At 72.1% G+C, this 23,470-nt stretch carries 20 protein-coding genes; 10 read left to right on the top strand and 10 right to left on the bottom strand.

The window, feature by feature from the left end; all coding sequences use genetic code 11:
• Positions 1 to 131 precede the first annotated feature (131 nt).
• The 3 genes from IEY61_RS07385 to mshD all read left to right on the top strand — a co-directional run bounded on the left by IEY61_RS07385 (position 132) and on the right by mshD (position 2,957).
• On the top strand, positions 132 to 926 hold the full coding sequence (locus IEY61_RS07385) for a winged helix-turn-helix transcriptional regulator (RefSeq protein WP_229705747.1): 795 nt from the start codon (positions 132 to 134) through the stop codon (positions 924 to 926).
• Positions 927 to 1,000: 74 nt separating this feature from the next.
• Complete coding sequence (locus IEY61_RS07380; RefSeq protein ID WP_229705746.1) at positions 1,001 to 1,882, top strand: polysaccharide deacetylase family protein; 882 nt, start codon at positions 1,001 to 1,003, stop codon at positions 1,880 to 1,882.
• Between the two features lie 97 nt (positions 1,883 to 1,979).
• A complete protein-coding gene (mshD, locus tag IEY61_RS07375; RefSeq protein WP_189041846.1) occupies positions 1,980 to 2,957 on the top strand; it encodes a mycothiol synthase in 978 nt (325 codons plus the stop codon).
• Between the two features lie 2 nt (positions 2,958 to 2,959).
• On the opposite strand, the gene IEY61_RS07370 is transcribed toward mshD, so the two are convergent.
• Positions 2,960 to 3,784 (bottom strand): NUDIX hydrolase, encoded by an 825-nt coding sequence (locus tag IEY61_RS07370; RefSeq protein WP_189041844.1) that lies wholly within the window; start codon positions 3,782 to 3,784, stop codon positions 2,960 to 2,962.
• A gap of 71 nt (positions 3,785 to 3,855) precedes the next feature.
• On the opposite strand from IEY61_RS07370, the gene IEY61_RS07365 reads away from it, so the two are divergent.
• Entirely contained in the window at positions 3,856 to 4,824 is a 969-nt protein-coding gene (locus IEY61_RS07365; protein WP_189041842.1) for a Gfo/Idh/MocA family protein, read from the top strand.
• A gap of 63 nt (positions 4,825 to 4,887) precedes the next feature.
• On the opposite strand, the gene IEY61_RS07360 is transcribed toward IEY61_RS07365, so the two are convergent.
• The 3 genes from IEY61_RS07360 to IEY61_RS07350 all read right to left on the bottom strand — a co-directional run bounded on the left by IEY61_RS07360 (position 4,888) and on the right by IEY61_RS07350 (position 7,237).
• On the bottom strand, positions 4,888 to 5,892 hold the full coding sequence (locus tag IEY61_RS07360; RefSeq protein WP_189042078.1) for an inorganic phosphate transporter: 1,005 nt from the start codon (positions 5,890 to 5,892) through the stop codon (positions 4,888 to 4,890).
• 10 nt (positions 5,893 to 5,902) lie between these two features.
• Positions 5,903 to 6,529 (bottom strand): DUF47 domain-containing protein, encoded by a 627-nt coding sequence (locus IEY61_RS07355; protein WP_189041840.1) that lies wholly within the window; start codon positions 6,527 to 6,529, stop codon positions 5,903 to 5,905.
• Positions 6,530 to 6,730: 201 nt separating this feature from the next.
• The gene (locus tag IEY61_RS07350; protein ID WP_189041838.1) at positions 6,731 to 7,237 is read right to left on the bottom strand and encodes a DUF402 domain-containing protein; all 507 of its coding nucleotides are present in this window, start codon (positions 7,235 to 7,237) and stop codon (positions 6,731 to 6,733) included.
• A 138-nt stretch (positions 7,238 to 7,375) separates the two neighbouring features.
• On the opposite strand from IEY61_RS07350, the gene IEY61_RS07345 reads away from it, so the two are divergent.
• Positions 7,376 to 9,559 carry an ATP-dependent DNA helicase gene (locus IEY61_RS07345; protein WP_229705745.1) on the top strand — a complete coding sequence of 728 codons (2,184 nt, stop codon included), beginning with the start codon at positions 7,376 to 7,378 and terminating at the stop codon, positions 9,557 to 9,559.
• A 17-nt stretch (positions 9,560 to 9,576) separates the two neighbouring features.
• On the opposite strand, the gene IEY61_RS07340 is transcribed toward IEY61_RS07345, so the two are convergent.
• Positions 9,577 to 10,875 carry an AI-2E family transporter gene (locus IEY61_RS07340; protein WP_189041836.1) on the bottom strand — a complete coding sequence of 433 codons (1,299 nt, stop codon included), beginning with the start codon at positions 10,873 to 10,875 and terminating at the stop codon, positions 9,577 to 9,579.
• 165 nt (positions 10,876 to 11,040) lie between these two features.
• Here IEY61_RS07340 and IEY61_RS07335 point away from each other — a divergent pair, with 165 nt between their 5' ends.
• Positions 11,041 to 11,379: a GroES family chaperonin gene (locus tag IEY61_RS07335; RefSeq protein WP_189041834.1), complete on the top strand. Its 339-nt coding sequence runs from the start codon at positions 11,041 to 11,043 to the stop codon at positions 11,377 to 11,379.
• A 111-nt stretch (positions 11,380 to 11,490) separates the two neighbouring features.
• Positions 11,491 to 11,658: a hypothetical protein gene (locus IEY61_RS07330; protein ID WP_189041832.1), complete on the top strand. Its 168-nt coding sequence runs from the start codon at positions 11,491 to 11,493 to the stop codon at positions 11,656 to 11,658.
• Between the two features lie 55 nt (positions 11,659 to 11,713).
• On the opposite strand, the gene IEY61_RS07325 is transcribed toward IEY61_RS07330, so the two are convergent.
• Together IEY61_RS07325 and IEY61_RS07320 are read right to left on the bottom strand one after the other, a co-directional pair.
• Positions 11,714 to 13,219, bottom strand: coding sequence for a PrsW family intramembrane metalloprotease (locus tag IEY61_RS07325; protein WP_189041830.1), 1,506 nt, complete (start codon positions 13,217 to 13,219; stop codon positions 11,714 to 11,716).
• A gap of 26 nt (positions 13,220 to 13,245) precedes the next feature.
• Positions 13,246 to 14,412 carry an FUSC family protein gene (locus tag IEY61_RS07320; protein WP_229705757.1) on the bottom strand — a complete coding sequence of 389 codons (1,167 nt, stop codon included), beginning with the start codon at positions 14,410 to 14,412 and terminating at the stop codon, positions 13,246 to 13,248.
• Between the two features lie 244 nt (positions 14,413 to 14,656).
• Here IEY61_RS07320 and IEY61_RS07315 point away from each other — a divergent pair, with 244 nt between their 5' ends.
• Entirely contained in the window at positions 14,657 to 16,081 is a 1,425-nt protein-coding gene (locus IEY61_RS07315) for an FAD-binding oxidoreductase (protein WP_189042075.1), read from the top strand.
• Positions 16,082 to 16,218: 137 nt separating this feature from the next.
• On the opposite strand, the gene IEY61_RS07310 is transcribed toward IEY61_RS07315, so the two are convergent.
• Both IEY61_RS07310 and IEY61_RS07305 read right to left on the bottom strand, forming a co-directional pair.
• Entirely contained in the window at positions 16,219 to 16,746 is a 528-nt protein-coding gene (locus tag IEY61_RS07310) for a hypothetical protein (RefSeq protein ID WP_189042074.1), read from the bottom strand.
• Positions 16,747 to 16,829: 83 nt separating this feature from the next.
• Positions 16,830 to 18,647 (bottom strand): glycerol-3-phosphate dehydrogenase/oxidase, encoded by a 1,818-nt coding sequence (locus IEY61_RS07305; RefSeq protein ID WP_189041828.1) that lies wholly within the window; start codon positions 18,645 to 18,647, stop codon positions 16,830 to 16,832.
• Positions 18,648 to 18,809: 162 nt separating this feature from the next.
• Between IEY61_RS07305 and IEY61_RS07300 the strand changes: the two genes are divergently transcribed.
• Positions 18,810 to 21,317, top strand: coding sequence for a S8 family serine peptidase (locus IEY61_RS07300; protein ID WP_189041826.1), 2,508 nt, complete (start codon positions 18,810 to 18,812; stop codon positions 21,315 to 21,317).
• A gap of 188 nt (positions 21,318 to 21,505) precedes the next feature.
• Positions 21,506 to 21,748, top strand: a complete 243-nt coding sequence (locus tag IEY61_RS07295) for a hypothetical protein (protein ID WP_229705744.1) — start codon at positions 21,506 to 21,508, stop codon at positions 21,746 to 21,748.
• Positions 21,749 to 21,802: 54 nt separating this feature from the next.
• Here IEY61_RS07295 and groL read toward each other — a convergent pair whose 3' ends face one another.
• Positions 21,803 to 23,425 carry a chaperonin GroEL gene (gene groL, locus IEY61_RS07290; protein WP_189041824.1) on the bottom strand — a complete coding sequence of 541 codons (1,623 nt, stop codon included), beginning with the start codon at positions 23,423 to 23,425 and terminating at the stop codon, positions 21,803 to 21,805.
• Positions 23,426 to 23,470: the final 45 nt, after the last annotated feature.

The raw sequence follows: 23,470 nt of genomic DNA, 5'->3' as shown, positions 1-23,470 counted from the left end.
GCGATCGGTTACGCTCAGGGCGAAAACCCGCCCGTCAGCGACGCCGGGACCCACGCAAGTTCCCAGCGCCGCACTCGGCTGAGTGCCGCTGGTCGCGCGCGGCCGCACGGGCCGCCGGGACGGAGGTGATCGTGGAGATCCTGTTGTTGGTGACCGCACGGGCCGGCGAACCATCCGCAGTGCTGCCGGCACTGGACCTGCTGCCACACTCCGTCCGCACCGCACCTCGCGACGTACGCACCCTGGTCGCCGGCCCGAGCCCGGACGCCGTGCTGGTCGACGCCCGCTCCGAGCTGAGCGAGGCGCGAGCCACCTGCCGGATGCTGCACGCCACCGGGCTCGGCGTACCGCTGGTGGCGGTGGTCACCGAGGCCGGCCTGATCGCCCTGAACGCCGACTGGGGCGTCGACGACGTCATCCTCGCCTCCGCCGGTCCGGCCGAGGTGGAGGCGCGACTACGGCTCGCCGTCGGCCGACTGAACAACGCGACGGCCGGCGCCTGCGGGTCCATCCGGGCCGGCGAGCTGACGATCGATCCGGACACCTACGCCGCGAAGCTCAAGGGGCGCCCGCTCGACCTGACCTACAAGGAGTTCGAGCTGCTGAAGTTCCTCGCCCAGCACCCGGGCCGGGTGTTCACCCGCGACCAGTTGCTCCGCGAGGTCTGGGGTTACGACTACTTCGGCGGCACCCGGACGGTCGACGTGCACGTGCGTCGGCTGCGGGCCAAGCTCGGCTCGGAGTACGAGTCGATGATCGGTACGGTGCGCCAGGTGGGCTACAAGTTCGTCGTACCGTCCTCGCGCACGGCGCGGCCGGAGGCCGCAGAGCACGCGCGGCGGCCCGAGGCCACCGAGCACGCGCGGTGGCCCGAGGCCGCAGAGCACGCGCCACGGTCGGCGCGACCCCTCACTGTCGAGGGCTAAAATTCGAGATGCCCCTTTTGGTCGACTTGCACGTTTTATCGTGACTCTCAAGTTGGCCAGCGGGAGGGGCGGCGGTGGGCGGTTACCACCCTGGCGCGGGACGCGCGATCGGGATCATCACGCTCGTGGTGTCGGCGGTACTCGGCTCGGTGTACCTGCTCGGTCGGAGCCTGTCGCTCGGCCCAACGCAGAACGACTCCACGGTCGCCGCGACCGGTGCCGACCATTCCGGGTACGCCGACCAGTCCGCCCCCTCCCCGACCGAGTCCGGTGCCGGCCCCACCGGTGCGCCCGGTAACGGACCGAACCCGCCGGAGCACTCCGCCGCACCGGCGCACGACGACCCGAACTTCGGCCCGCTGGGCACCCGGATGAGCACCGGCACCGACGCGGTGGCCCTCACCTTCGACGACGGGCCGCATCCGGAGTACACCCCGCAGGTCCTCGCGATCCTGCGGGAGTACCACGTCACGGCCACCTTCTGCGTGGTCGGCGAGAACGCCGCCGCGTACCCGTGGCTGATCCAGCAGATCGTCGCCGAGGGCCACACGCTGTGCAACCACAGCTGGAACCACGACGTGACGCTGGGCTCACGCTCGCCGGAACGGATCCGCTCCGATCTCCTGCGGACCAGTGCCGCGATCCAGGCGGCGGTCCCGGACGCGCCGATCGCCTGGTACCGGCAGCCCGGCGGCGCGTGGACCTACTCGCTCATCTCGGTCGTTCGTGACCTGGGCATGATGCCGCTGCACTGGACGGTGGACCCGTCCGACTGGCGCGCTCCCGGCGAGACCAGGATCGCCGCGTTCGTGGTCGCCGGGGCGCAACCCGGGTCGATCGTCCTGCTGCACGACGCGGGCGGCGATCGGCAGGGCACGGTGAACGCGCTGTACCGCATCCTGCCGGCGCTGACCGCCCGGTTCGACGTCCACGCGCTGCCGAGGCGGGGAACGTGATGTCCTCGCCACCGGCCGGGCCCCATCAGCGGGCGGGCACGTCATCGCCACCGGCCTGCAGCACCGATGGCCCCCGCGGCCCGATACCGTGGCCGGAATGAGTGAGCGAATCATCAGGCTCAGCGGCTCGGACCGGCTCGATCCGGCCGAAATCACCGAGGTGCTGGAGCTGGCCCGGGCGGCAGGCGACGTGGACGGCGCGGACCCACTGGACGAGCAGGTCCTGCTCCGACTGCGCGACGACCGGGCCCCGGCGGTCCACCTGACCGCCCGCGCAGACGATGGGACACTCACCGGGTACGCCCATCTCGACACCGGCGATCCGGCAGCCGGTGTCGAGGTCGGGCTGGTGGTGCACCCGGCGTACCGGCGGCGCGGCACCGGCCGGGCGTTGGCCCGGGAAGTGTTGGCCCGGCAGGTGCCGACCCGGGACGAGCAGCCCCGAGGAGCGCCGGCCCCGGAGGTGGACGTCTCCGCCGCCGGGCCGCTGCGGGCCTGGGCGCACGGCGATCACCCCTCGGCCGCCGCGCTCGCCGTGGACCTCGGCTTCCGCCGTGCACGCGTGCTCTGGCAACTGCGGCGGCCGCTCACCGCGCCGCTGACCGCGCCGCGGCTGCCCGACGGGGTGACCCTGCGCGCCTTTCGCCCCGGCGCCGACGACGAGGCGTGGCTGGCGCTGAACGCACGTGCCTTCGCCGACCATCCCGAGCAGGGCCGGTGGACCGCCGAGGACCTGCGGGTACGCCTCGCCGAGCCGTGGTTCGACCCGGCCGGCTTCCTGCTCGCCGTGGAGTCGGCGACCGGTCGGCTGGTCGGCTTCCACTGGACCAAGGTGCACGAGCGGCCCGGCTCGGCGCGCATCGGCGAGGTGTACGTGCTCGGGGTGGACCCCTCCGCGCACGGCGGCGGCCTCGGCCGGGCACTGACCACGGCGGGGTTGGCGTACCTGCGCGAGCAACGCGGGCTGGACCGGGTGATGCTCTACGTGGACGAGTCGAACACCGGCGCGGTGGCGCTCTACGAGCGAATCGGCTTCGCCCGCTGGTCCGCGCACGTGAACTACGAGCGGCCGTAGGGTCAGGGCAGGTAGAACCGTTCGCCGGTCAGGTCCAGGTGCGGAGTGATCGGGGTGGCCGCGTCCCGGGTCGTCGCCGCCCGTACCACCTCGGCGAGGTCGTCGCAGGCGGCGACCTCGCCGAGGGTGATCAAGGTGGGCGGCAGCATGGTCAGTTCGCCGGCCGCGGCCCGGTCGCAGGCGTCGGCGGGACGGACCCAGAGGGTGTGGTCGGCCTCGCCGGAGACATCGCGGGTGCGCTGTCCCTCCGGCAACAGCGCCACGAAGAAGTACGTGTCGAACCGGCGCGGCTCGAACTCCGGGGTGACCCAGCGGCTCCACGGCAGCAGCAGGTCCGACCGGAGGGTGAGCCCGCGCCCGGCGAGCAACTCGGCGAAGCCGCTGCGGCGCTGCTCCAACTCCACCCGGGCGGCCTCCCAGCCGTCGTCGCTCACGTCGCCGACGACCCGGTCCGGATCGGGGCCGGCGAGCAGCACCCCCGCTTCCTCGAACACCTCGCGGGCCGCCGCGCAGACGACCGCCTGCGCGGCCTCCGGCGGCAGCCGGAATCGGGCGCCCCAGCCCGCCGGTTCCGGCCCGGACCAGTCCAGGTGAGCGGTCGAGTCCGAGGGATCGACCCCGCCGCCGGGGAAGGCGTACACGCCGCCGAAGGCCATCGCCGCGACCCGGCGGATCAGATACACCTCGAAGCCATCGCCGGCCGGGCGCAGAAGCAGCACGGTGGCCGCCACCCGGGGCACTGCCGGCGCGGCACCGGAGGCGTGGAACCGGCGGGCGTGCTCGACCAGCGCGGGCGGGGCGGGATAGCCGCGGGGGTCGATGGTCATGCGCGCAGCCTAGTTCCCGACCCGTGGATCGCCGGTACAGCCCTCAAGTGATCTTCGGTAGCGTCGCCGCCATGACTCGATGGGGCATCCTCGCCACCGGCCAGATCGCCGCCCGCTTCGCCGAGGACCTCCGGCTGGTGCCGGGGGCCGAACTGGTCGCGGTCGGCTCACGAACGGCCGAGAGCGCGCAGCGCTTCGCCGAGCGGCACGGCGTACCCCGGGCGTACGCCTCGTGGTCGGAACTGGCCGCGGACGCCGACGTGGAGGTCATCTACGTCGCCACCCCGCACGCCGCGCACCACGAGGCGGCCCGGACCTGTCTGACCGCCGGTAAGCCGGTGCTGTTGGAGAAGCCGTTCACCCTCGACCTGGCCACCAGCACCGAGCTGATCGACACCGCCCGCGCCGCCGGGGTCTTCCTCATGGAGGCCATGTGGATGCGCTGCAACCCGCTCGTCCTGCGGGCCTGCGAGCTGATCGCCGACGGCGCGATCGGCACGGTGACCAGCGTACGGGCCGACTTCGGCATCGCCGGGCCGTTCCCGCCCGAGCATCGGATGCGGGCCCGCGCGCTGGGCGGCGGCGCGTTGCTGGACCTCGGCATCTACCCGGTAAGCCTGGCTCACCTGCTGCTCGGCGTGCCACAGCACGTGCGATCGTGGGCGAAGCTGGGTCCGGAGGGCACGGACGAGAACACCGGTCTGGTCTTCGGGTACGACTCGGGAGCTGTGGCCACGCTGAGCTGCGGAATGGTGGGTGCGACGGCGGTCACCGCGTCGATCACCGGCACGACCGGGCGGATCGACCTGCCCGAGCCGTTCTTTCGGCCCGGCGGGTTCACCCTGCACCGGGCCGGCGGCCAGCCGGAGACGATCACGGCCGAGTTGGCCGGCTCGGGCTATCAGCACGAGGCCATCGAGGTGCAACGCTGCCTGGCCGAGGGGCTGACCGAGAGCCCGCTCGTGCCGCACTCCGTGACCCTGGAGGTCATGGCCCTGCTCGACGAGATCCGCGCGCAGATCGGCGTCTCGTACCTCTGAGAAGTGTTAAGAAGGGCCCCTTTTACCACGCCAGGCGTTAACAAGGGGCCCTTCCTTACCAGCTCAGCTGAAGAGGGGGCGGACCAGGAAGTACATCAGGGCACCGATCGAGCCGGCGGCCGGGAAGGTCAGGATCCAGGCGCCGATGATGTTGCCGGCCACGCCCCAGCGCACGGCGGAGAGCCGCTTGGTCGCGCCGACCCCCATGATCGCCGAAGTGATCGTGTGGGTGGTCGAAATCGGGGCGCCGAGGACCAGCGCGTTGAAGTAGAGCACGCCGCTGGCCACGGTCTCGGCTGCGAAGCCCTCCGGTGGACGCAGGTCGATGATCTTCCGACCGAGGGTGCGGATGATCCGCCAACCACCCGCGTACGTGCCGGCGGCCAACACGGCGGCCGAGGTCCAGAACGCCCACTCCGGGATGTGGGTCGGGTCGCTCTGGTAGCCGCCGACGAAGAGGGCGAGCACCACGATGCCGATGGTCTTGGCCGCGTCCTGCATGCCGTGGCCGACCGACATGGCCGCTGCCGAGGCGGTCTGGGCCCACCGGAAGCCCCGGTTCAGCTTGCCCGGGTGCCCGTTCCGGAAGAGCCACTGCACGGCGATCATCACGATGTAGCCGAGGATGAAGCCGACCAGCGGCGACAGGATCATCGGGATCACGACGCTCTCGCCGATGCCCGTCCAGAGCACGGTGCCGGAGGCGGCGACGGTCGAGCCGACCAGACCGCCGATCAGGGCGTGCGAGGACGACGAGGGCAACCCGAAGTACCAGGTGACGAGGTTCCAGGTGATCGCGCCGATCACCCCGGCGAAGACGATGCCGAGGCTGGACACGCCGGTGGGCAACTCGACCAGGCCGCTGCCGACGGTCTTGGCCACCTCGGCACCGAAGTGGGCGCCGATGAAGTTGCCGACCGCCGCCATGCCCAGGGCCACCCGAGGGGTGAGTGCACGGGTGGAGATGCTGGTCGCGATCGCGTTGGCGGCATCGTGGAAGCCGTTGGTGTAGTCGAACACCAGGGCCACCCCGATCACCGCCAGCACCGCGATGAGCTCGGGACTCAGAGTCACGGGGTCAGGACTCCTTGACCGCGATGGTCTCGACGGTGTTGGCCACGTGCTCGAAGGAGTCGCAGGCGGCCTCCAGCTCGTCGGCGACCTCCTTCATCTTGAGCACGGTCAACGCGTCGTACTCGCCGGAGAAGAGGCGGACCAGCAGCATCCGGTACGCCTGGTCGCCGTCGTTCTCCAGCCGATTGATCTCGATCCAGTAGTCCTCGAGGTCCTTCATCGACTTCAGCCGGGGCATCGCGTCGGCGGTCAGCCTCGCCTGCTGGTCCAGCACGTGCACCAGCTCGTGCATCTCCCGGGGCAGCGACGGCAGCTTGGTCAGCCCGTAGAGGTAGAGCAGGTTGCCCGCCGCCTCCAGGTGATCCATCACGTCGTCCAGCAGCGAACCGAGGCGGTAGATGTCCTCGCGGTCGAAGGGGGTGACGAAGGTCGAGTTGATCTTCTTGAACAGCTCATGGGTGATCTGGTCACTGTCGTGCTCGACCTCGGTGAGCCGCTCGCTGACCGACTGCACCTGGACATCGGGCAGGCCGATCTCGTTCAGCAGTTCGGTACCCCGGACCAGGTTTTGCGCGGCCCTGGTGAAGAGCTCGTAGAAGGCGCCCTCGTTGGGACGAAATGAAAACCTCACAGCACGGACCTCGTCGGTGTCGGTGGTAGGGGTGGCAGCCGCCGGCCGGCGCCCTGCTGAGGGAATGCTAGGGAACTCTCCGAGCGGCAATTCGGCGGCCCACCCCTGGCCAAACGCCATTCATCGCGCGTTCAACTGCTGTTCACCTTCACCGAAGGCGGACACCACCGGGCCGACCGGTTCGGGTGGTGGTGGCGGGTCTCAGAGCACCAGGGCCAACCATTTCCGGTACGAGGTGGCGAACGGCTCCGTGCCGTCGCCGAGCGCAGTGAGCAGCCAGCCCGCCGCCCCCTCGGCTGCCACCACGAGATCGTCGGGGTAGCCGAAGCGGGACCGGTGCTCGGCGAACTCGTCCTCGTCGCGCAGCTCGACCAGGCCCGTCTCCCGCCGGCGAACCACGTCGAGATCGAGGTCGATCAGGTGCACGGTGTCCTCGCCGTCCCAGCGGGCCGGGGTGGCGATGTCGCAGTAAACCTCGCTGGTCCGCGGCGGCGGGTTGAACATGCAGGTCCACCAGGCCTGATGCGGCACCAGCAGCACGAACGGGATCTGCTCGACGGAGGGCCGGCCGTGGTAGACCGAGGTGGTGCCGGCGGGCACCCCGAGCCAGATGCCGAGGTCGTCCTCGGCCAGGCGACGGGCCGGGTAGTCGCGGTGGACGCTGCCGTCGTACTTGCGGTAGATCACACGGACCACATCGCTCGGCATGATTCGCACCCTAGCCGATTCCGCCCAGATATCGCCGTCGGGAAGTTATCGGACAACGAGCAAGTAAGCCGGTTCCGTGCCGCCGCAACACAACGATCGGTACGTCGCCCCGTCGGCCCCGCCGGGTACCTTGCCACGGTGACCCTGCCCCGCACCGCCTCCGGAACCGGCTCGATTCGCAACAAGGCCCGCCGTCGAGGTGAGCGGCCGGACGGTGCGGAGCTGCTGGCCGCCGCGGTCGGCGCGGTGCCCGGCGGCGCGGCCCGCCCCGGGCAGCAGCAGATGGCGACGGCGATCGAGGAATGCGTGGCCACCGGCGAGCATCTGCTGGTGCAGGCCGGCACCGGCACCGGCAAGTCCCTGGCCTACCTCGCGCCGGCGCTCACGGTCGACGGGCCGGTGGTGGTCTCCACCGCCACCCTGGCGTTGCAGTCCCAGCTCGTCGAGCACGACCTGCCCCGCCTGGCCGACGCCGTCGAACCACTGCTCGGGCAGCGCCCTACCTTCGCGGTGCTCAAGGGCCGGCATCACTACCTCTGCCTGGCCCGGTTGGAGAACTCGTCGGAGGACGAACCGGCGGACACCCTCTTCGACGACCCGGCCGAGCGGCCGGGGGGCGGCGCCCGCTGGCTCGGCGAGGCGGGCCGGCTCGGCAAGCAGATCCAGCGACTGCGGGACTGGGCCCTGGAGACCGACACCGGCGACCGCGACGAGCTCGATCCCGGCGTCGACGACCAGGCGTGGCGGCTGGTCTCCATGCCCGCCCGGGAGTGCGTCGGCGCGGCCCGCTGCCCGTACGGCGCGGAGTGCTTCGCGGAGGCGTCCCGAGCCCGGGCTCGGGAGGCCGACATCGTGGTCACCAACCACAGCCTGCTCGCGGTGGACATGCTCGCCGGCCGGCACATCGTCCCGCCGCACAAACTGCTCGTCGTCGACGAGGCCCACGAGCTGGCGGACCGGGTCTCCTCGGCGGCCCAGGCGGAGCTGACCCCGGAGCTGATCGACCGGTCCGCCCGTCGGGCCCGCCCGTTGCTACGGCCGGAGGCCGCCGAGGCGCTGACCGCGTCCGGCGACGCCCTCGCGGTCGGACTCGCCGAGGCGCCGGGTGGGCGGATCACCAGCGGTCTGCCGGACCCGCTGCGCGAGGCATGCACGCTGCTGGACGCCGCGACCCGCGCGGCCCTGGACAGCATCGGCGACATCAAGGCCGACGATCCCGACCCGGTGCGCAAGCAGCAGGCCAGGGCCGCCCTCGACGAGCTCTCCAGCACCGCCCAGCGCCTGCTGGAGGAGGCGGAGGACGACGTGGCCTGGGTGGAACGCAACGATGCCACCGGCCGGCGGGCGCTGATGGTGGCACCCCTCTCGGTCGCCGGCACCCTCGCCACGCACCTCTACGACGAGCGGACCGTGGTGGCCACCTCGGCCACCCTGGCGCTGGGCGGCCGGTTCGACACGGTGGCCCGGGCCCTGGGCCTCGAAGCGCCCCCACCCGATCCACCGTCACCGGCCGCCGCCGCCCTGGCCGAGGCCTCCCGCCGTCCGGCCGGGGCAGTTCCCGCCGGCAGGCCGGCCACGGCGGGCCGCACGGGCGCCGGGACAGCAACGGGTGGCGATCGGGCCGACGCCGGTGGCGGAGCCGCCGACGCCGGGCCCGGGTGGCGGTCGCTGGACGTCGGCTCGCCATTCGACTACGCCCGCCAGGGGATCCTCTACGTGGCGGCGCACCTGCCCCGTCCCGGTGTCTCCGGGTTGCCCGACGCGGCCGGAGAGGAACTGCTCGCGCTGGTCACCGCGCTGGGTGGTCGTACGCTCGGGCTGTTCTCGTCGCGACGGGCCGCGCAGCAGGCGGCGGAGCTGTTGCGGGCGCGGACCGACCTGACCGTGCTGTTGCAGGGTGAGGAGGCGCTGCCGCTGCTGGTCCGCCGGTTCCGCGAGGAGCGGTCCAGCTGCCTGTTCGGGGTGATGTCGCTCTGGCAGGGGGTGGACGTGCCGGGCGACTCGTGCCAACTGGTCGTGATCGACCGGCTGCCCTTCCCCCGGCCCGACGAGCCGTTGGCCGCCGCGCGGGCGGCGTCGGTGGACGCCCAGGGCGGCTCCGGCTTCGCCGCGGTCAGCGTCCCGATCGCGGCGGTCCGGCTGGCTCAGGGCGTGGGTCGGTTGATCCGGGCCACCGGCGACCGGGGCGTGGTGGCCGTGCTCGACTCCCGGCTGGAGACCGCCCGGGGCTACGGGGCGTTCCTGCGCCGCTCGCTACCGCCGTTCTGGTACACCACCCGGCCAGAGGTGGTCCGCGGCGCCCTGGACCGGCTCGCCGGTTGACCTGCGGCCGCGGCCGGTCAGGGAGCGCGGGAGGCGACGACGACCGCGTCGGGAGGGGTGTCGGGGACGGTACGCGCGGCCAGCCGACGCACCGCGGTGTTGAGCACCGCGATCACCGGTACCGCGACCACCGCGCCGGTGATCCCGGCGAGCACCACGCCGGCGGCCAGACCGATGATCACCGCGAGCGGATGGATGGCGACCGCCCTTCCCATGATCAACGGCTGGAGGATGTGCCCTTCCACCTGCTGCACCCCGATCACCACGCCGAGGATGATCAACGCGGTCACCGGCCCGCTGTCGACCAGCGCCACCAGCACCGCCACGCCGCCGGAGAGGGTGGCACCGACGATCGGGATGAACGCGCCGAGGAAGACCAGGGCGGCCAGCGGGAAGGCGAACGGAACGTCGAAGATGACCAGGAAGATGCCGATGCCGACGGCGTCGATGAAGGCGACCAGCACGGTCGCCCGGACGTAGGCGACCAGGGTCGCCCAGGAGGCGCGGCCGGCGTCGTCGACCTTCCACCGCGCCGCCACCGGCAGCAGCCGCACCAGGAAGCGCCAGATCAGGTTGCCGTCGCGCAGGAAGAAGAAGGTGGCGAAGAGCACCAGCACCGTGCCGGTCAGCACCTCGGCCAGGGTCGTGGCGGTGGAGAGGGCACCGCTGGTGAACCGCTCGGTGTTGTTGTTGACCCACTGCTGGAGTTCGGTGAGGTACCGGTCCAGGTCATTGTCCGACAGGTGCAACGGCCCGGTCTTGAGCCAGTCCTGGATCTGCTGGAGGCCCTGGGTCGACTTCGCGGCCAGTTCCGGCACGCCCTTGATGAACTCGTTCACCACCAGGGTGAGGGTGGCGATCACCGCGGCCAGGCCGGCGACCAGCACCACGGCGGTCGCCAGCGACCTCGGCAGTCGCGCCCGCAGGAGCCAGCCGACCGCGGGAGCGAGCAGCGCCGACAACAGCATCGCCACGGCCAGCGGGATGATCACGATGCTGATCGTGCTGACCAGTTTGAGCAGCGCCCAGAACACGACGCCGACCACGATCAGCCGCCACGACCACGCGGCGGCGATCCGCAGCGCGTGTGGCACGTCCGCGTCGTCCCGGCTGGCCGTGGAGCCGTGCAGAGCAGCCGGGGGCTCCGCGCCGACCACGGTGGCGGTCGGTGGTGCCGCCGGCCCCGGGCTCGACGGCGAGGCCACCCTGGCCGGCTCGGGTACGTCGGCCGCCGTGCGCCGCCCGGCGCGAACCGATTGCCGTCCCGACTCGTACGCGCGGCGTAGACGCTCGCGTACCCGCTCGAATCGGCTCAAGCGAACCTCCCGGCATGGTTGGGCCCGGCGCACAGCGTCAGGTCGGACAGGATACGCCCGAGCGCTCCACGGTAGGGCAGTTCCGCCATACCTGCTCGCAGCGGGCGCTGTCGAACCAGGTGACCACCGGCGGTGGGCCGGGGAGGACACGGTAGCGTCTGCCACGTGACAGCCGACCAGAACCTCGACTCCGGCCTGCCCATCCGGCTGCTGCACGACCGCGTGCTGGTGCGCATGGAGGGGAGCGACGGCGAGCGGCGCTCCACCGCCGGCATCGTGATCCCGGCCACCGCTGCCGTGGGCAAGCGCCTGGCGTGGGCCACCGCGGTGGGCGTCGGGCCCCACGTCCGCTCCATCGTCTCCGGCGACCGGGTGCTGTTCGACCCCGACGACCGTTCCGAGGTCGAACTGCACGGCAGCGGCTACGTGCTGCTCCGCGAGCGCGACGTGCACGCGGTGGCCGCCGAACGGGTCGAGGAGGACGGCACCGGGCTCTACCTGTGAGCCCATCGGCACCGTAGCGGGTCCGGCCCGCGTACCACGCGGACGCGTCTGCGTCGTTTGCCGCGCTCCCCGGCGGGAAGCCAGCCGCACCACCGGCCCTGGGGAGGGACGATGCCGGTATTCGTGAAGAAGGTGCTGGCCTGGGGAAGCCTCGCATTCCTGATCTACTTCATGGCGTTCCGGCCCGAGGGCGCGGCAGAGATGTTCCGGGCGATCGGCGGCGCGCTGATGATGATGGCTCAAGGGTTCGGCGACTTCCTCACCAGGCTGATGGCCTGAATCCTCGGCCGGTCGCGGTGCGCGGGCCGGCCGGACGGCGGCACCTGGGGTGGTGTCAGTGCCGCGGCGGCCAGGGGGTGGTGTGCCGGGGGGTGGTGGGCCGGGGGCCGTACCAGCCGGGCGGGCCGTAGCCGGCAGCGAAGGACGGTGGCGGCGGTGGGGCGGCGAGCACCACCGGGATCGGGACCACCGGCTCCTCGGGGGCCTGGACCGAGCGCTGTGAACCGTCCGGGAACCGCAGGTGGTACTGACGCCCGTCCCAGACACCCACCGGCGACTGCGGATCCCGACCGACGAAGAACGACCGGTAGCTGCTGATCAGGTTCAACAACTCCTGTTCCTCCCGCGCCGTGCGCTCGCGGTCGACGGGCCGGCGATCCAGGCCCCGCAGTGCGCCGTCGCGCAGCAGTGCCAGCCGGGTCGCCGCGAACTGGTAACCGCGCATCGCCCGCAGGCCGGCGTCGCCAGCCACCCGCCGGGCCCAGGCCCGGGCCGCGTGCCGGCGGCCGAGGCTGCTCAACGCCGCGACCTCGGGCGGGGTCAGCCAGCCGGCCCGGACGTAGTCCGGCAGGATCCGCTCGGTCAGCCGCCCCTCCCAGGCCCGCAGCCACACCGCCAGGCCGACCATCCCGAAGAAGATCGGCACCATCACACCGACCAGACCGACAAGTGTGATCAACACCTCGCCGGTGGCCTCGGTCAGGGTCGGCAGCAGGTTCCACGCCCCGTGCAGCATCATCGCCAGCAGCAGGCCGGCGAGCGGGGCGAGCACCCGGACCCGGCGGTCCGCCGTACGCGCGGCGATGCCGAGGCCGACACCGGTCATCGAGGTGAACAACGGGTGGGCGAACCCGAACAGCAGGATCCGGCCGATGAAGATGGCGATCACCTGTTGGGCGCCGGTGGCCGGACCGTACTGCTCGACGCCCGCGGCGTACCCGTGCCCGCCCAGGTACAGGATGTTCTCCACCATCGCGAAGCCGATCGCGGAGAGCCCGCAGTAGACCAGCCCGTCGGTGATGCCCGACCACTCCCGGCGTCGGAACAGCAACAGCAGGATCGGGCCGAGGGCCTTGGTCAACTCCTCGATGAACGGTGCGACCAGCACCGCGGTGAACGCGATGGGCAGTCCGCGGTCCTTGAACCAGTTGGCGGATGCCTCGTTGACCAGCAACGACGCCGCGGTGGAGACGAAGGCCCCCCAGGCGAAGCAGAAGATCAGGTACTTGAGTGGCTCGGGTTCGTACCGGTCCAACCAGAGAAAACAGGCCACCAGGACCGGAACCGGAAGAATCGCGGCGGCCGTTCCGATCAGCAGCGCCTCGCCGCCGAGGTTGGTGCCGAGGGTGACCAGCATGAAGATCGCACAGGCGGCGATCAGCAGGATGACCCCGGCCAACACCAGGCCCCGTCGCCAGCCGAGCCGGCGACGTGGCATACCGGGCACGCCGCTGCCCGGCGGGGCGACGGGCACGGACGGCGACGGCGGCAGCGCTCCGCCGGACGGGGTGTCGGCCATGCGGTCAGCGTAGTCATCTCCGGCCCGCCGGGCCCTGCGCATCGAGGGCACCCACCGTGACCAGCGACTCAGCCCACGGGCGGCGCGGTAGGTGCCTTCGCGGCCGGTTCCGGCCCGGCCGGCGAACCGGGCCGCTCCAACTCGCCGAAGTGCTGCCGCACCAGCCGGTTCGCCTCCTCCTGGCCGATCCCCGAGGCCACCATCAGATCGCTGGCCGTGGTACGCACCTGGGCGACCACGACGCTGCCGGAGAACCCGACCCCCTCGGCGTACGCCCGGCCCGCCTCACTGACCGCGCGCATCGCCCGCTCCCGGGCCTGCTCGGGCTCCTTGCCCTGGGCGAACTCCTGCTTCATCAGGCGTACCGCCTCGGCGAGGTGTCCGACCGCCGTCGGCATCGCCCCCGGGATCGGCTCGGCGTCCTCGATCAGGGTCACCGATCGCCGGATCAGCGTGCCACTGTTGCGCATCGCCCGCTCGATCGGATCGGCCGCCGCCGCGTAGTGGGTGAGTTCGCTGCGCCGGTGCCAGCGTGCCGGGGAGAGCACCGCGGTCTCCTTGGCGCCCTCGATCGCCTCGGTGAAGGTGGCCAGCTCGTCCTTGTTGTCGCGCAACCGGTCCAGCGCCCGCTGGATCTTCTCCCCGTCGCCCTCGCGCAAGCCGTCGGCAGCGGTGTCGAGCTGCTCGGCGAGCAGGTCCAGGGCCGGCCGGGCGGCCCGGTTGAGCACCCGCAACGGGTTGAGCGGGAGCAGGATCGCGGTGACCAGCAGGGCCACGCCGCCGCCGACGATCGCGTCGACGAACCGGGGTATCTCCAGGTGCTCGACCGACGGGCTGAGCGTCACGACCAGCACCGCGGTCGCGGCGGCCTGGATGACGATCGCGACGCTGCCGCCGGCGAAGACGGTCAGCACGATGGCCGCGGTGACGACCAGCCCGAGCTGCCAGGGACCGGTGCCGAGGAAGTAGATCAGCAGGTCACCGACGGCCACCCCGACCGCGACTCCGACGATCAACTCCACGGTGCGGCGGAACCGCTGGCCCACCGAGACGGCGAGGGTGCCGACGGCGGAGATCGGGGCGAAGACCGGTTCCGGATTGCCCAGCAGATCGTGCGCGGCCACCCAGGACAGCCCGGCCGCCAGGCCCGCCTGCCCGGCCAGGCCGAGCGACAGGCGCACCCGGTGCAGACGGTCGTGCAGGGTCGCCTTGCCCCGATGGCGCAACTGCGTCATCGTCTCGGCGATCCGCGCCGTGTCGACGTCAGCCACGTTTTCCCGCACCCGGTCACGGCGCAGCAGCGAGCGCGCTCGGTCCCAAACCACCGCCATGTACCCAACTACCCCGCCCACGCCCGGACATTCCTCCCGGAAGTAAGGAAGGGCCCCTTATTAACGCCTCCGGTAGAGGAAGGGCCCCCTTTTAACAACCGGCACAGCCGCTTGGTGATCACCAGTGACCGGTCGTAGCCTCGGCGGCATGGCCGCCTCCTCACTCCCCGACGACCTGCTCGACGACCTGCTCGACGACCTGCGCGACGCCCTCGGACCGGACGCGGTGCTCACCGATCCGGACCTGCTCAGGGCATACGAACGGGACGAGGCCGACCTGTGCGCCGCCGGTACGCCGCTGGCCGTCACCCGGCCACGCAGCACCGATGAGGTGGCCGCCGTGGTACGGGCAGCCGGGCGGTACGGCGTACCCGTGGTGCCGCAAGGGGCGCGGACCGGGCTGGCCGGCGCGGCGAACGCCATCGACGGCGCGCTGGTGCTCAGCACCACGGCGATGGACGCCATCCTGGAGATCGACCCGGTGAGCCGGATCGCACGGGTCCAGCCCGGGGTGATCAACGCGACGCTCAGCGCGGCAGTGACCCAGCAGGGTCTGTGGTACCCGCCGGATCCGGGTTCCTGGGAGTCGTCCACCATCGGCGGCAACGTCGCCACCAACGCGGGCGGCATGTGCTGCGTCAAGTACGGCGTCACCAGCGAGTACGTGCTCGGCCTGGAGGTGGTGCTCGCCTCCGGCGAGGTGCTGCGCACCGGCCGGCGTACGGCCAAGGGGGTGGCCGGGTACGACCTCACCCGGCTCTTCGTCGGCTCCGAGGGCACCCTCGGCGTGATCACCGAGGTGACCGTGGCGCTGCGTCCCGCCCCGGCGGAGTCGCTGACCCTGGTGGCCGTCTTCGGCTCCACCGCCACGGCGGGCGAGGCGGTGGCCCGGATCGCCGCCCAGGGCCTCTCCCCGAGCCTGCTCGAACTGCTCGACCGCACCCACCTGGTGGCCATCGAGGCGTACCGACCGATGGGGTTGCGCACCGACGCCGAGGCGCTGCTGCTCGCCGCCGTGGACACCGGCCTCCGGGCCGCCGCCGACCTCGCCGACCTGGCCGCCGTCTGCGAAGCCGCCGGCGCCGAGGAGGTGTACGCGGCCACCGACGCGGTGGAGGCTGCAGCCCTGTTGCAGGCCCGCCGGCTGGCGCATCCGGCGATGGAGAGGTACGCCGCCGAGACGTACCCGGGCGGTAACGGCGGCCTGATCATCGACGATCTGGCGGTGCCTCGGGGCGCGCTGGCCGCGCTGCTCGACGGGGTGGCCCGGATCGCCGCCGAGTGCGAGGTGCCGATCGGTGTGGTCGGTCACGCCGGTGACGGCAACATGCACCCCAACATCGTGGTCGACCGGGCCGACCCGGCCAGCCTGGAACGCGGTCGCCGGGCCTTCGACGAGATCATGCGCCTCGGTCTGGACCTCGGCGGTACCTGCACCGGCGAGCACGGCGTCGGGCTGCTCAAGCGGGACTGGCTCGCCCGCGAGATCGGCCCGGTGGGCGTACGCGTGCACCAGGCGATCAAGGCGGCGCTCGACCCGGCCGGCCTGCTCAACCCGGGCAAGGTGCTCTGAGCGGCTCCGCCCACCTGCCGTCCGTCAAGCCTGCCGTCCGTCAAGCCTGCCGTCCGTCAAGCCTGCCGTCCGTCAAGCCTGCCGTCTGTTAAGAAGGGGCCCTTCCTATACACGAGGCGTTAAGAAGGGGCCCTTCCTTACCGTGAGGTCAGCTCGGCGGGGGTGTTCTGGGTGAGCAGGAACAGGATCTCCTCGGCTGCCGGCGGGCGTTCCTCGCCGGGGCAGTCCTGCGAGGTGATCAGGCCGGCCCAGGTCAGCAGGCTGGAGGTCAGGGCACCGATGCAGGCGACCTTGTATCCGCGCGCCTCATCGGTCTCGTTGGCCAGCGACGGGTTGGCGAGCAGCTTCTGCAACCGCTCCCGATGCTCCTCGCTGAGCACACCGGTCGAGGTGACCCCGTCACCCGCGCAGTCGATGCACTCCCACCGGCCGTCCGGCTCCACGTTCAGGGTGCGCAGCGGCCCGTCCGTGCCCTCGTTCTGCAACAGGCTGACCCGGTTCTTTCCGGTCTTCGCGGCGCTGCCGGCGCCGGGCACCGCAGCGTCCGGTGTGCCTGGTTGCGCCCCCGCCTCGCCCTCGCCGCCGAACGGGGCGCACCCGCTCAGGACGACCGCCAGCAGTGTGGCAGCGGACAGGGAAGCAAGCCGTGACCAGGGAAGTGCCATCACGCGCGGAACTTACCCTACCGTAGGTAGCGAGCGTAACCCGCCGGTCGGGCATCCGTTGGTGGTGGTCTCCAGCGGATCGCTCAGCGGGGTAGCCCGGCGTCGTCGACGCCCCGATCGGAGGGGTAGCCGCGCACGTCGGGCGCGCCCAGCCGAGCCGCGTCGGCGGTCGCGTCGTCCGGCATCAGCTGGGACTGCCGTTCGGCCTCCACCCGGGCCTGGTAGTGCGTCACCTCGCGGGCCCGCCGCGCGGCGTCCCACCCCAGCACCGCGCCCATCAGCTCGGCCGTGTGCTCGGCCGACTCCAGGCCCCGGTGGGTCGTCTCGAAGGAGATCCGGGTACGCCGGGTGAGCACATCCTCCAGGTGCAACGCCCCCTCGGCCCGGGCCGCGTACGTCACCTCGGCGGCAAGGTACTCCGGCGCGCCGGCCAGCGGGGACGCCTGCAGCGGATCGGCGTCGATCAGGGCCAACAGGTCGAGCGTCAGGCTGCCGTAGCGCTCCAGCAGGTGCTCGACCACTCCGACCGGCACCCCGTGCCGGCGGGCCAGGTCGGCCCGGTCCCGCCACATCGACGGGTAACCGTCCGCGCCGAGCAAGGGCAGGTCGGCCGTACGCGACGGCCGCTGCCCGCCGAGCCGGTGGGCGGCCCGGTCGACCACGTCGGCGGCCATCACCCGGTACGTCGTGTACTTGCCGCCGGCCACCAGCAGCAGCCCGAGCATCGGCTCGATGACGGCGTGCTCCCGGGAGAGCTTGGAGGTGGAATCCGCCTCGCCGGCCAGCAGCGGGCGCAGCCCGGCGTAGACGCCCTCGATGTCGGCGGTGGACAGCGGCCGCTCCAGCACCGTGTTGACCTGCCCGAGCAGGTAGTCGATGTCGCTGGCGGAGGCCGCCGGGTGCGAGCGGTCCAGCCGCCAGTCGGTGTCCGTGGTGCCGATGATCCAGTGCCCGCCCCACGGGATGACGAAGAGGACGCTGGTGGCCGTACGCAGGATCAGCCCGGTCTCGCCCGTGATCGCCGAGCGGGGCACCACCAGGTGCACCCCCTTGGAGGCCCGGACCCGGATCCCGGGGCGCAGCCCGACGTCGTTGAGCATCCGGGACATGTCGTCGGTCCAGACGCCGGTGGCGGCGATCACGGTGCGGGCGCGTACCTCGAACTCGGCCTCCGGGGAACCGGCGGGTGCCTCCAGGTCGCGGACCCGGACCCCGGTGACCTCCCGGGCCTGCCGGATCAGCCCGACCGCGCGGGTGCTGCTCACCACGGCCGCGCCCAGGCTGGCGGCGGTACGCGCCAGCGTCACCACCAGCCGGGCGTCGTCCACCTGCCCGTCGTAGTAGCGGATGGCGCCGGCCAGCGCGTCGGCCCGCAGGCTCGGGAAGACCCGCCGGGCGCCCTCCCGGCTCAGGTGCCGGTGCAGCGGCATCCCCCGGCCGCCGCCGACAAGGCCGGCGAAGGCGTCGTACGCGGCCACCCCGGCGCCGTAGTAGGCGCGACGAGCCAGCCGGGCGGGCAGGTCCCGGAGGCCCCGCCCAGCGGGCAACGGCACCAGGAACGGCACCGGACGCACCAGGTGCGGCGCCAGCCGGGTGGCCAGCAGGCCCCGCTCGGTCAGCGCCTCGTGCACCAGGCCGAACTCGAGTTGCTCCAGGTAGCGCAGGCCGCCGTGGATCAGTTTGCTGGACCGGCTGGAGGTGCCGGCCGCGAAGTCGCGCGCCTCCACCAGGGCCACCTTCAGCCCACGCGAGGCCGCGTCGACGGCCGCACCGGCACCGGTCACGCCACCACCGATGACCAGTACGTCGAAGCGTTCAGCCCGCAGCCGACGTAGGTCGGCGGCGCGGCGGGAGGGCGATAGCTGCCCGGCAACGGACCGCAGAACATGTGGATCGCGCACTCGTCCACGGTAGCCCCACCGCCCCGCGCCCGAAAAACTCGTCGATCTTGCACTTCTGGTCCCCGATTTGTTCTTTTTCACACCATATTCCCCGACCGAAAGTGCATGATCGACGAGTGCCGGGGGCGCGGCGTGGTCCTCGGGTTTTCGTAGGGTGTGCGGATGCGGGCGGACTACTCGACATCCGGTGGTGGCGGCAGCCCATGGGCGATCTTCGCGGCCGTGCTGGTCGGCTGCTGGGCGGTCGCGGCCACCGTGCTGCTGCAGGGCGGCGGGTGGGCGGTCGACCAGGTGCTGCTGCTCGGTGGGCTGGATCGACTGGTGCCGCTCTGGCCGGGGCTCGGCCTGCTCACCGTGCTCCTGATCGGCACCGTCGCGCTGCCGCTGGCCCTGGTCCCCCGTTCGCCGATGATCCGGGAGGCCGGCCGGGCCTGGCTGGCCGGGACGCTCGCCCTGGGCGTACTCGAGATGCTGCGCGCGTTCCCACCGGTGCACCACGAGGTGTACCTCGCGGCGCTGGCCGCCACGGCCGCCCTGCTGGCGCTGATCGCAACCCGGCTGACCCACGCGGCCCGCTGGTCCCGGCCGCCCGAGCCACCCGGCGGCGAACCCCGCGGCGTGGCCGCCGCGGGGGAACCTCGTCCGGGGGTGGTGACGCTGCTCGCCATGGCTGCCGGGTTGGCCCTGCTGCTGCCCTGGGTCTGGATCGGCGCCCTGGGCGGATTGCTGGAGACCGTCCTCGCCGGGCTGGCCGCGGCGGCCGTCGGGGTGCTGGCCGGGGCCCTGCTGGACGCCCGTTTCTGGAGTCACTTCGAAGCTGGCGAGCCACCCCGGCCGGCCCGGCTGGTGCTGCTGGGTGGCCTGGTCGCCGGGGTGGTGCTACTGCTGATCGGCGCCGGCGTGGGCCAGTCCGGCGCCCAACTGCCGCTGCTGGCGACGCTGCCTCCGGCCGGCTTCGCGCTGGCCGCGCTGCACGCCCTCACCCGCCGCCACGCACCGGACCGCCCGCACGCCCAGGACACCCACCAAGCCCCGCACCGCCCGCACACCCAGGACCACCCGGTCCAGAACCGCCGCCGCACTCCGGGCGGCGGCCGCGCGCCTGCGGCCTGGCTGGTCGGGCTCGGGGTGTTCGGCCCGCTGGCCTTCACCGACCCGGAGGAGATCAGCCTGCTGCTGGTCACCTCCCGGGACGTACCGTTCTGGGTGGCGGTCGCCGCCGGCGCCGGGCTCGTCGTCGCGGTCCTGGTGGCGATCGCGTACGGCCTGTGGCTGGCCCGCCCCTCGGCCCGTCCGCCCCGGCGGGCGGTGGCCGTGGCGACCAGCGTGGCCCTGCTGGTCTCGGTCGGCACGGTCGCCGTCACCGCCGGCCAGCCGGGTCTGCACGGCGAGCGGCTCTTCGTGGTGCTGCGGGAACAGGCGGACCTCGGCGGCCTGCCCGACGGGCCCGGGAAGGCCGGTCGGGACGCCCGCGCCGGTCAGGTCTACCAGCGGTTGGTGGCGACCGCGGAGCGGACCCAGGTCGACCTGCGGCGGGAGTTGCGCCGGCTGCGGCTGGGCCACACCCCGTACTACCTGGTGAACGCGATCGAGGTGGACGGCGGGCCGGCGGTACGGGCCTGGCTGAGCAGTCGGCCCGAGGTGGACCGGGTGCTGGTCAACCAGCGGCTACGTCCCCTGCCGGCGCCTCCGGGAACGGCCGGCGGCAGTGCGCCCGCCCCGACCGGACCACCGTGGAACATCAGCCTGATCGGCGCGGACCGGGTCTGGTCCGAGCTCGCGGTCACCGGCGCCGGGGTGACCGTGGGAAGTTCGGATTCCGGTGTGGATGGAGGGCATCCGGCGCTGGCCGAGGGCTTCCGGGGCGGCGACGACTCGTGGTTCGACCCGTGGAACGGCACCCGAACGCCGACGGACCGCAGCGGGCACGGCACCCACACGGCGGGCAGCGCGGTCGGCCGGGGCGGCATCGGCGTGGCGCCAGCCGCGGACTGGGTGGGCTGCGTCAACCTCGACCGGAACCTGGGCAACCCGGCGGCCTACCTCGACTGCCTCCAGTTCATGCTGGCGCCCTTCCCACCGGGTGGCGATCCGTTCACCGACGGGCGACCGGCTCGGGCTCCGGAGATCCTGACCAACTCGTGGGGCTGTCCGCCCATCGAGGGCTGCGACCCTCGGGCGCTGCGGCCGGCCGTCGACGCGCTGGAGGCCGCGGGGATCCTCGTCGTCGCGGCGGCTGGCAACACGGGCCCCTTCTGCGGCTCGGTGCAGGACCCGCCCGCGCCGTATCCGGACGTGCTGACCGTCGGGGCGGTGGACCAGCGACGCCGGGTGACCGCGTTCTCCTCGCGAGGCCCGGCGACGGCGGGGGTGGCCAAGCCGGATCTGATGGCGCCGGGAGCGGACGTCCTGTCCGCGATGCCGGGAGGCGGGTACGCCGCGCTCGACGGCACATCGATGGCCACCCCGCAGGTCGCGGGGGTGGTGGCGCTGATGTGGTCGGCCAACCCGGACCTCGTCGGCGACCTCGACCAGACCCGGCAGATCCTGCGCTCCACGGCCACCCCGGTCCAGGCCGACCAGCGTGGCGACAACTGCGGCGGCGAGCGGAACGTGGTCGGCGCCGGCCTGGTCGACGCGTACGCCGCCGTCAAGGCCACCCTCGACTGACCCGCCACCTCCCGTTCTGTTGATCATGAGGTTAGCGGCGAAGTCGATCTCTTGGAGTGCCGCTAACCTCATGATCAACCGGGGATGCCGGATAGCCCAAAGCGGGCGAATTAGCGCATTGACCTCAATAGTGCCGTTCGCCCGCCCCGTTCATCGATGCCCCCTACCGTTTGGTTAAGGAGGCAGCCATGACCACGGACGATGATCAGATCCCGGATGCACCGCCCGTCACCTGGGCCCCGGTCCACGAACTCCCGGGCCAACTGCCGATCAACCGGCTCGACTACGGCGACGCCGAACAGTTGGCGGAGATGACCGGAGCCGCCGAACCGCCCGAGGAGCCGCTCATCCTGGTGGACGAGCCCGTCCCCCACCGCCCGCCGTACGGTCGAGCGCAGAAGCGGCGCAACCAGCGCCCGCTACCGACATAGGAAAAAGGGCGGACCGCTGACGCGGTCCGCCCTCTTTCGGCGTCGAAGCTGGACTCAGAAGTCCATGTCCCCGCCACCCGGGCCAGCCGGGGCGGCCGGGGTCTTCTCCGGCTTGTCCGCCACCACGGCCTCGGTGGTGAGGAAGAGCGCGGCGATCGACGCGGCGTTCTGCAGCGCCGAGCGGGTCACCTTGGCCGGGTCGATGATGCCTGCGGCCAGCAGGTCCACGTACTCACCGGTCGCGGCGTTCAGGCCGTGCCCCGGGTCGAGGTTGCGGACGTGCTCGACGACGACGCCACCCTCGAGGCCGGCGTTGACCGCGATCTGCCGCAGCGGGGCGTCCAGCGCGATCTTGACGATCTGCGCACCGGTCGCCTCGTCGCCGGCCAGGTCGAGCTTGTCGAAGGCGCTCTTGCCGGCCTGCACCAGCGCGACGCCACCACCCGGGACGATGCCCTCCTCGACGGCGGCCTTGGCGTTGCGGACCGCGTCCTCGATGCGGTGCTTGCGCTCCTTGAGCTCGACCTCGGTGGCCGCGCCGACCTTGATCACCGCAACACCGCCGGCCAGCTTGGCGAGGCGCTCCTGCAGCTTCTCCCGGTCGTAGTCGGAGTCGCTCTTGTCGATCTCGGCCCGGATCTGGTTGACCCGGCCCTGGATCTGCTCGGCGTCGCCGGCACCGTCGACGATGGTGGTCTCGTCCTTGGTCACCACGACCTTGCGGGCGCGGCCCAGCATCTCGAGGCCGACGGCGTCCAGCTTGAGGCCGACCTCCTCGCTGATGACCTGGCCACCGGTGAGGATGGCGATGTCGGTCAGCATGGCCTTGCGGCGGTCACCGAAGCCCGGCGCCTTGACGGCGACCGACTTGAAGGTGCCCCGCACCTTGTTGACCACCAGGGTGGCCAGGGCCTCGCCCTCCAGGTCCTCGGCGATGATCAGCAGCGGCTTGCCCGACTGCATGACCTTCTCCAGGATCGGGAGCAGGTCCTTCACCGACGAGATCTTGCTGTTGGCGATCAGGATGTACGGGTCGTCGAAGACGGCCTCCATACGCTCCGGGTCGGTCATGAAGTAGGCCGAGATGTAGCCCTTGTCGAAGCGCATACCCTCGGTGAGCTCCAGCTCCAGGCCGAAAGTGTTGCTCTCCTCGACGGTGATGACGCCTTCCTTGCCGACCTTGTCCATCGCCTCGGCGATGATCTCGCCGACGCTGCTGTCACCAGCGGAGATGGAGGCGGTGGAGGCGATCTGCTCCTTGGTCTCGACGTCCTTGGCGAGCTTCAGCAGCTCCTCCGAGACGTTCGCGACCGCGGCCTCGATGCCCCGCTTCAGGGCGATCGGGTTGGCGCCGGCGGCCACGTTGCGCAGGCCCTCGCGAACGAGAGCCTGGGCCAGGACGGTCGCCGTCGTCGTGCCGTCACCGGCCACGTCGTCGGTCTTCTTGGCGACCTCCTTGACCAGCTCAGCGCCGATCTTCTCGTACGGGTCCTCGAGCTCGATCTCCTTGGCGATGCTCACACCATCGTTGGTGATGGTGGGGGCACCCCACTTCTTCTCGAGCACGACGTTGCGGCCCTTGGGGCCGAGCGTCACCTTCACGGCGTCGGCGAGCTGGTTCATGCCCCGCTCGAGGCCGCGGCGCGCCTCTTCGTCGAACGCGATCATCTTGGCCATACGGCGTTGTCCTCCTGGACACTCACGGGCCACCCGAGTGTGCCC

The sequence above is a fragment of the Micromonospora sonchi genome (assembly GCF_014646235.1).
Taxonomy (GTDB): domain Bacteria; phylum Actinomycetota; class Actinomycetes; order Mycobacteriales; family Micromonosporaceae; genus Micromonospora; species Micromonospora sonchi.
Note: the sequence above shows the minus strand (reverse complement) of the source record. Positions and strands in the feature narration are given on the sequence as shown.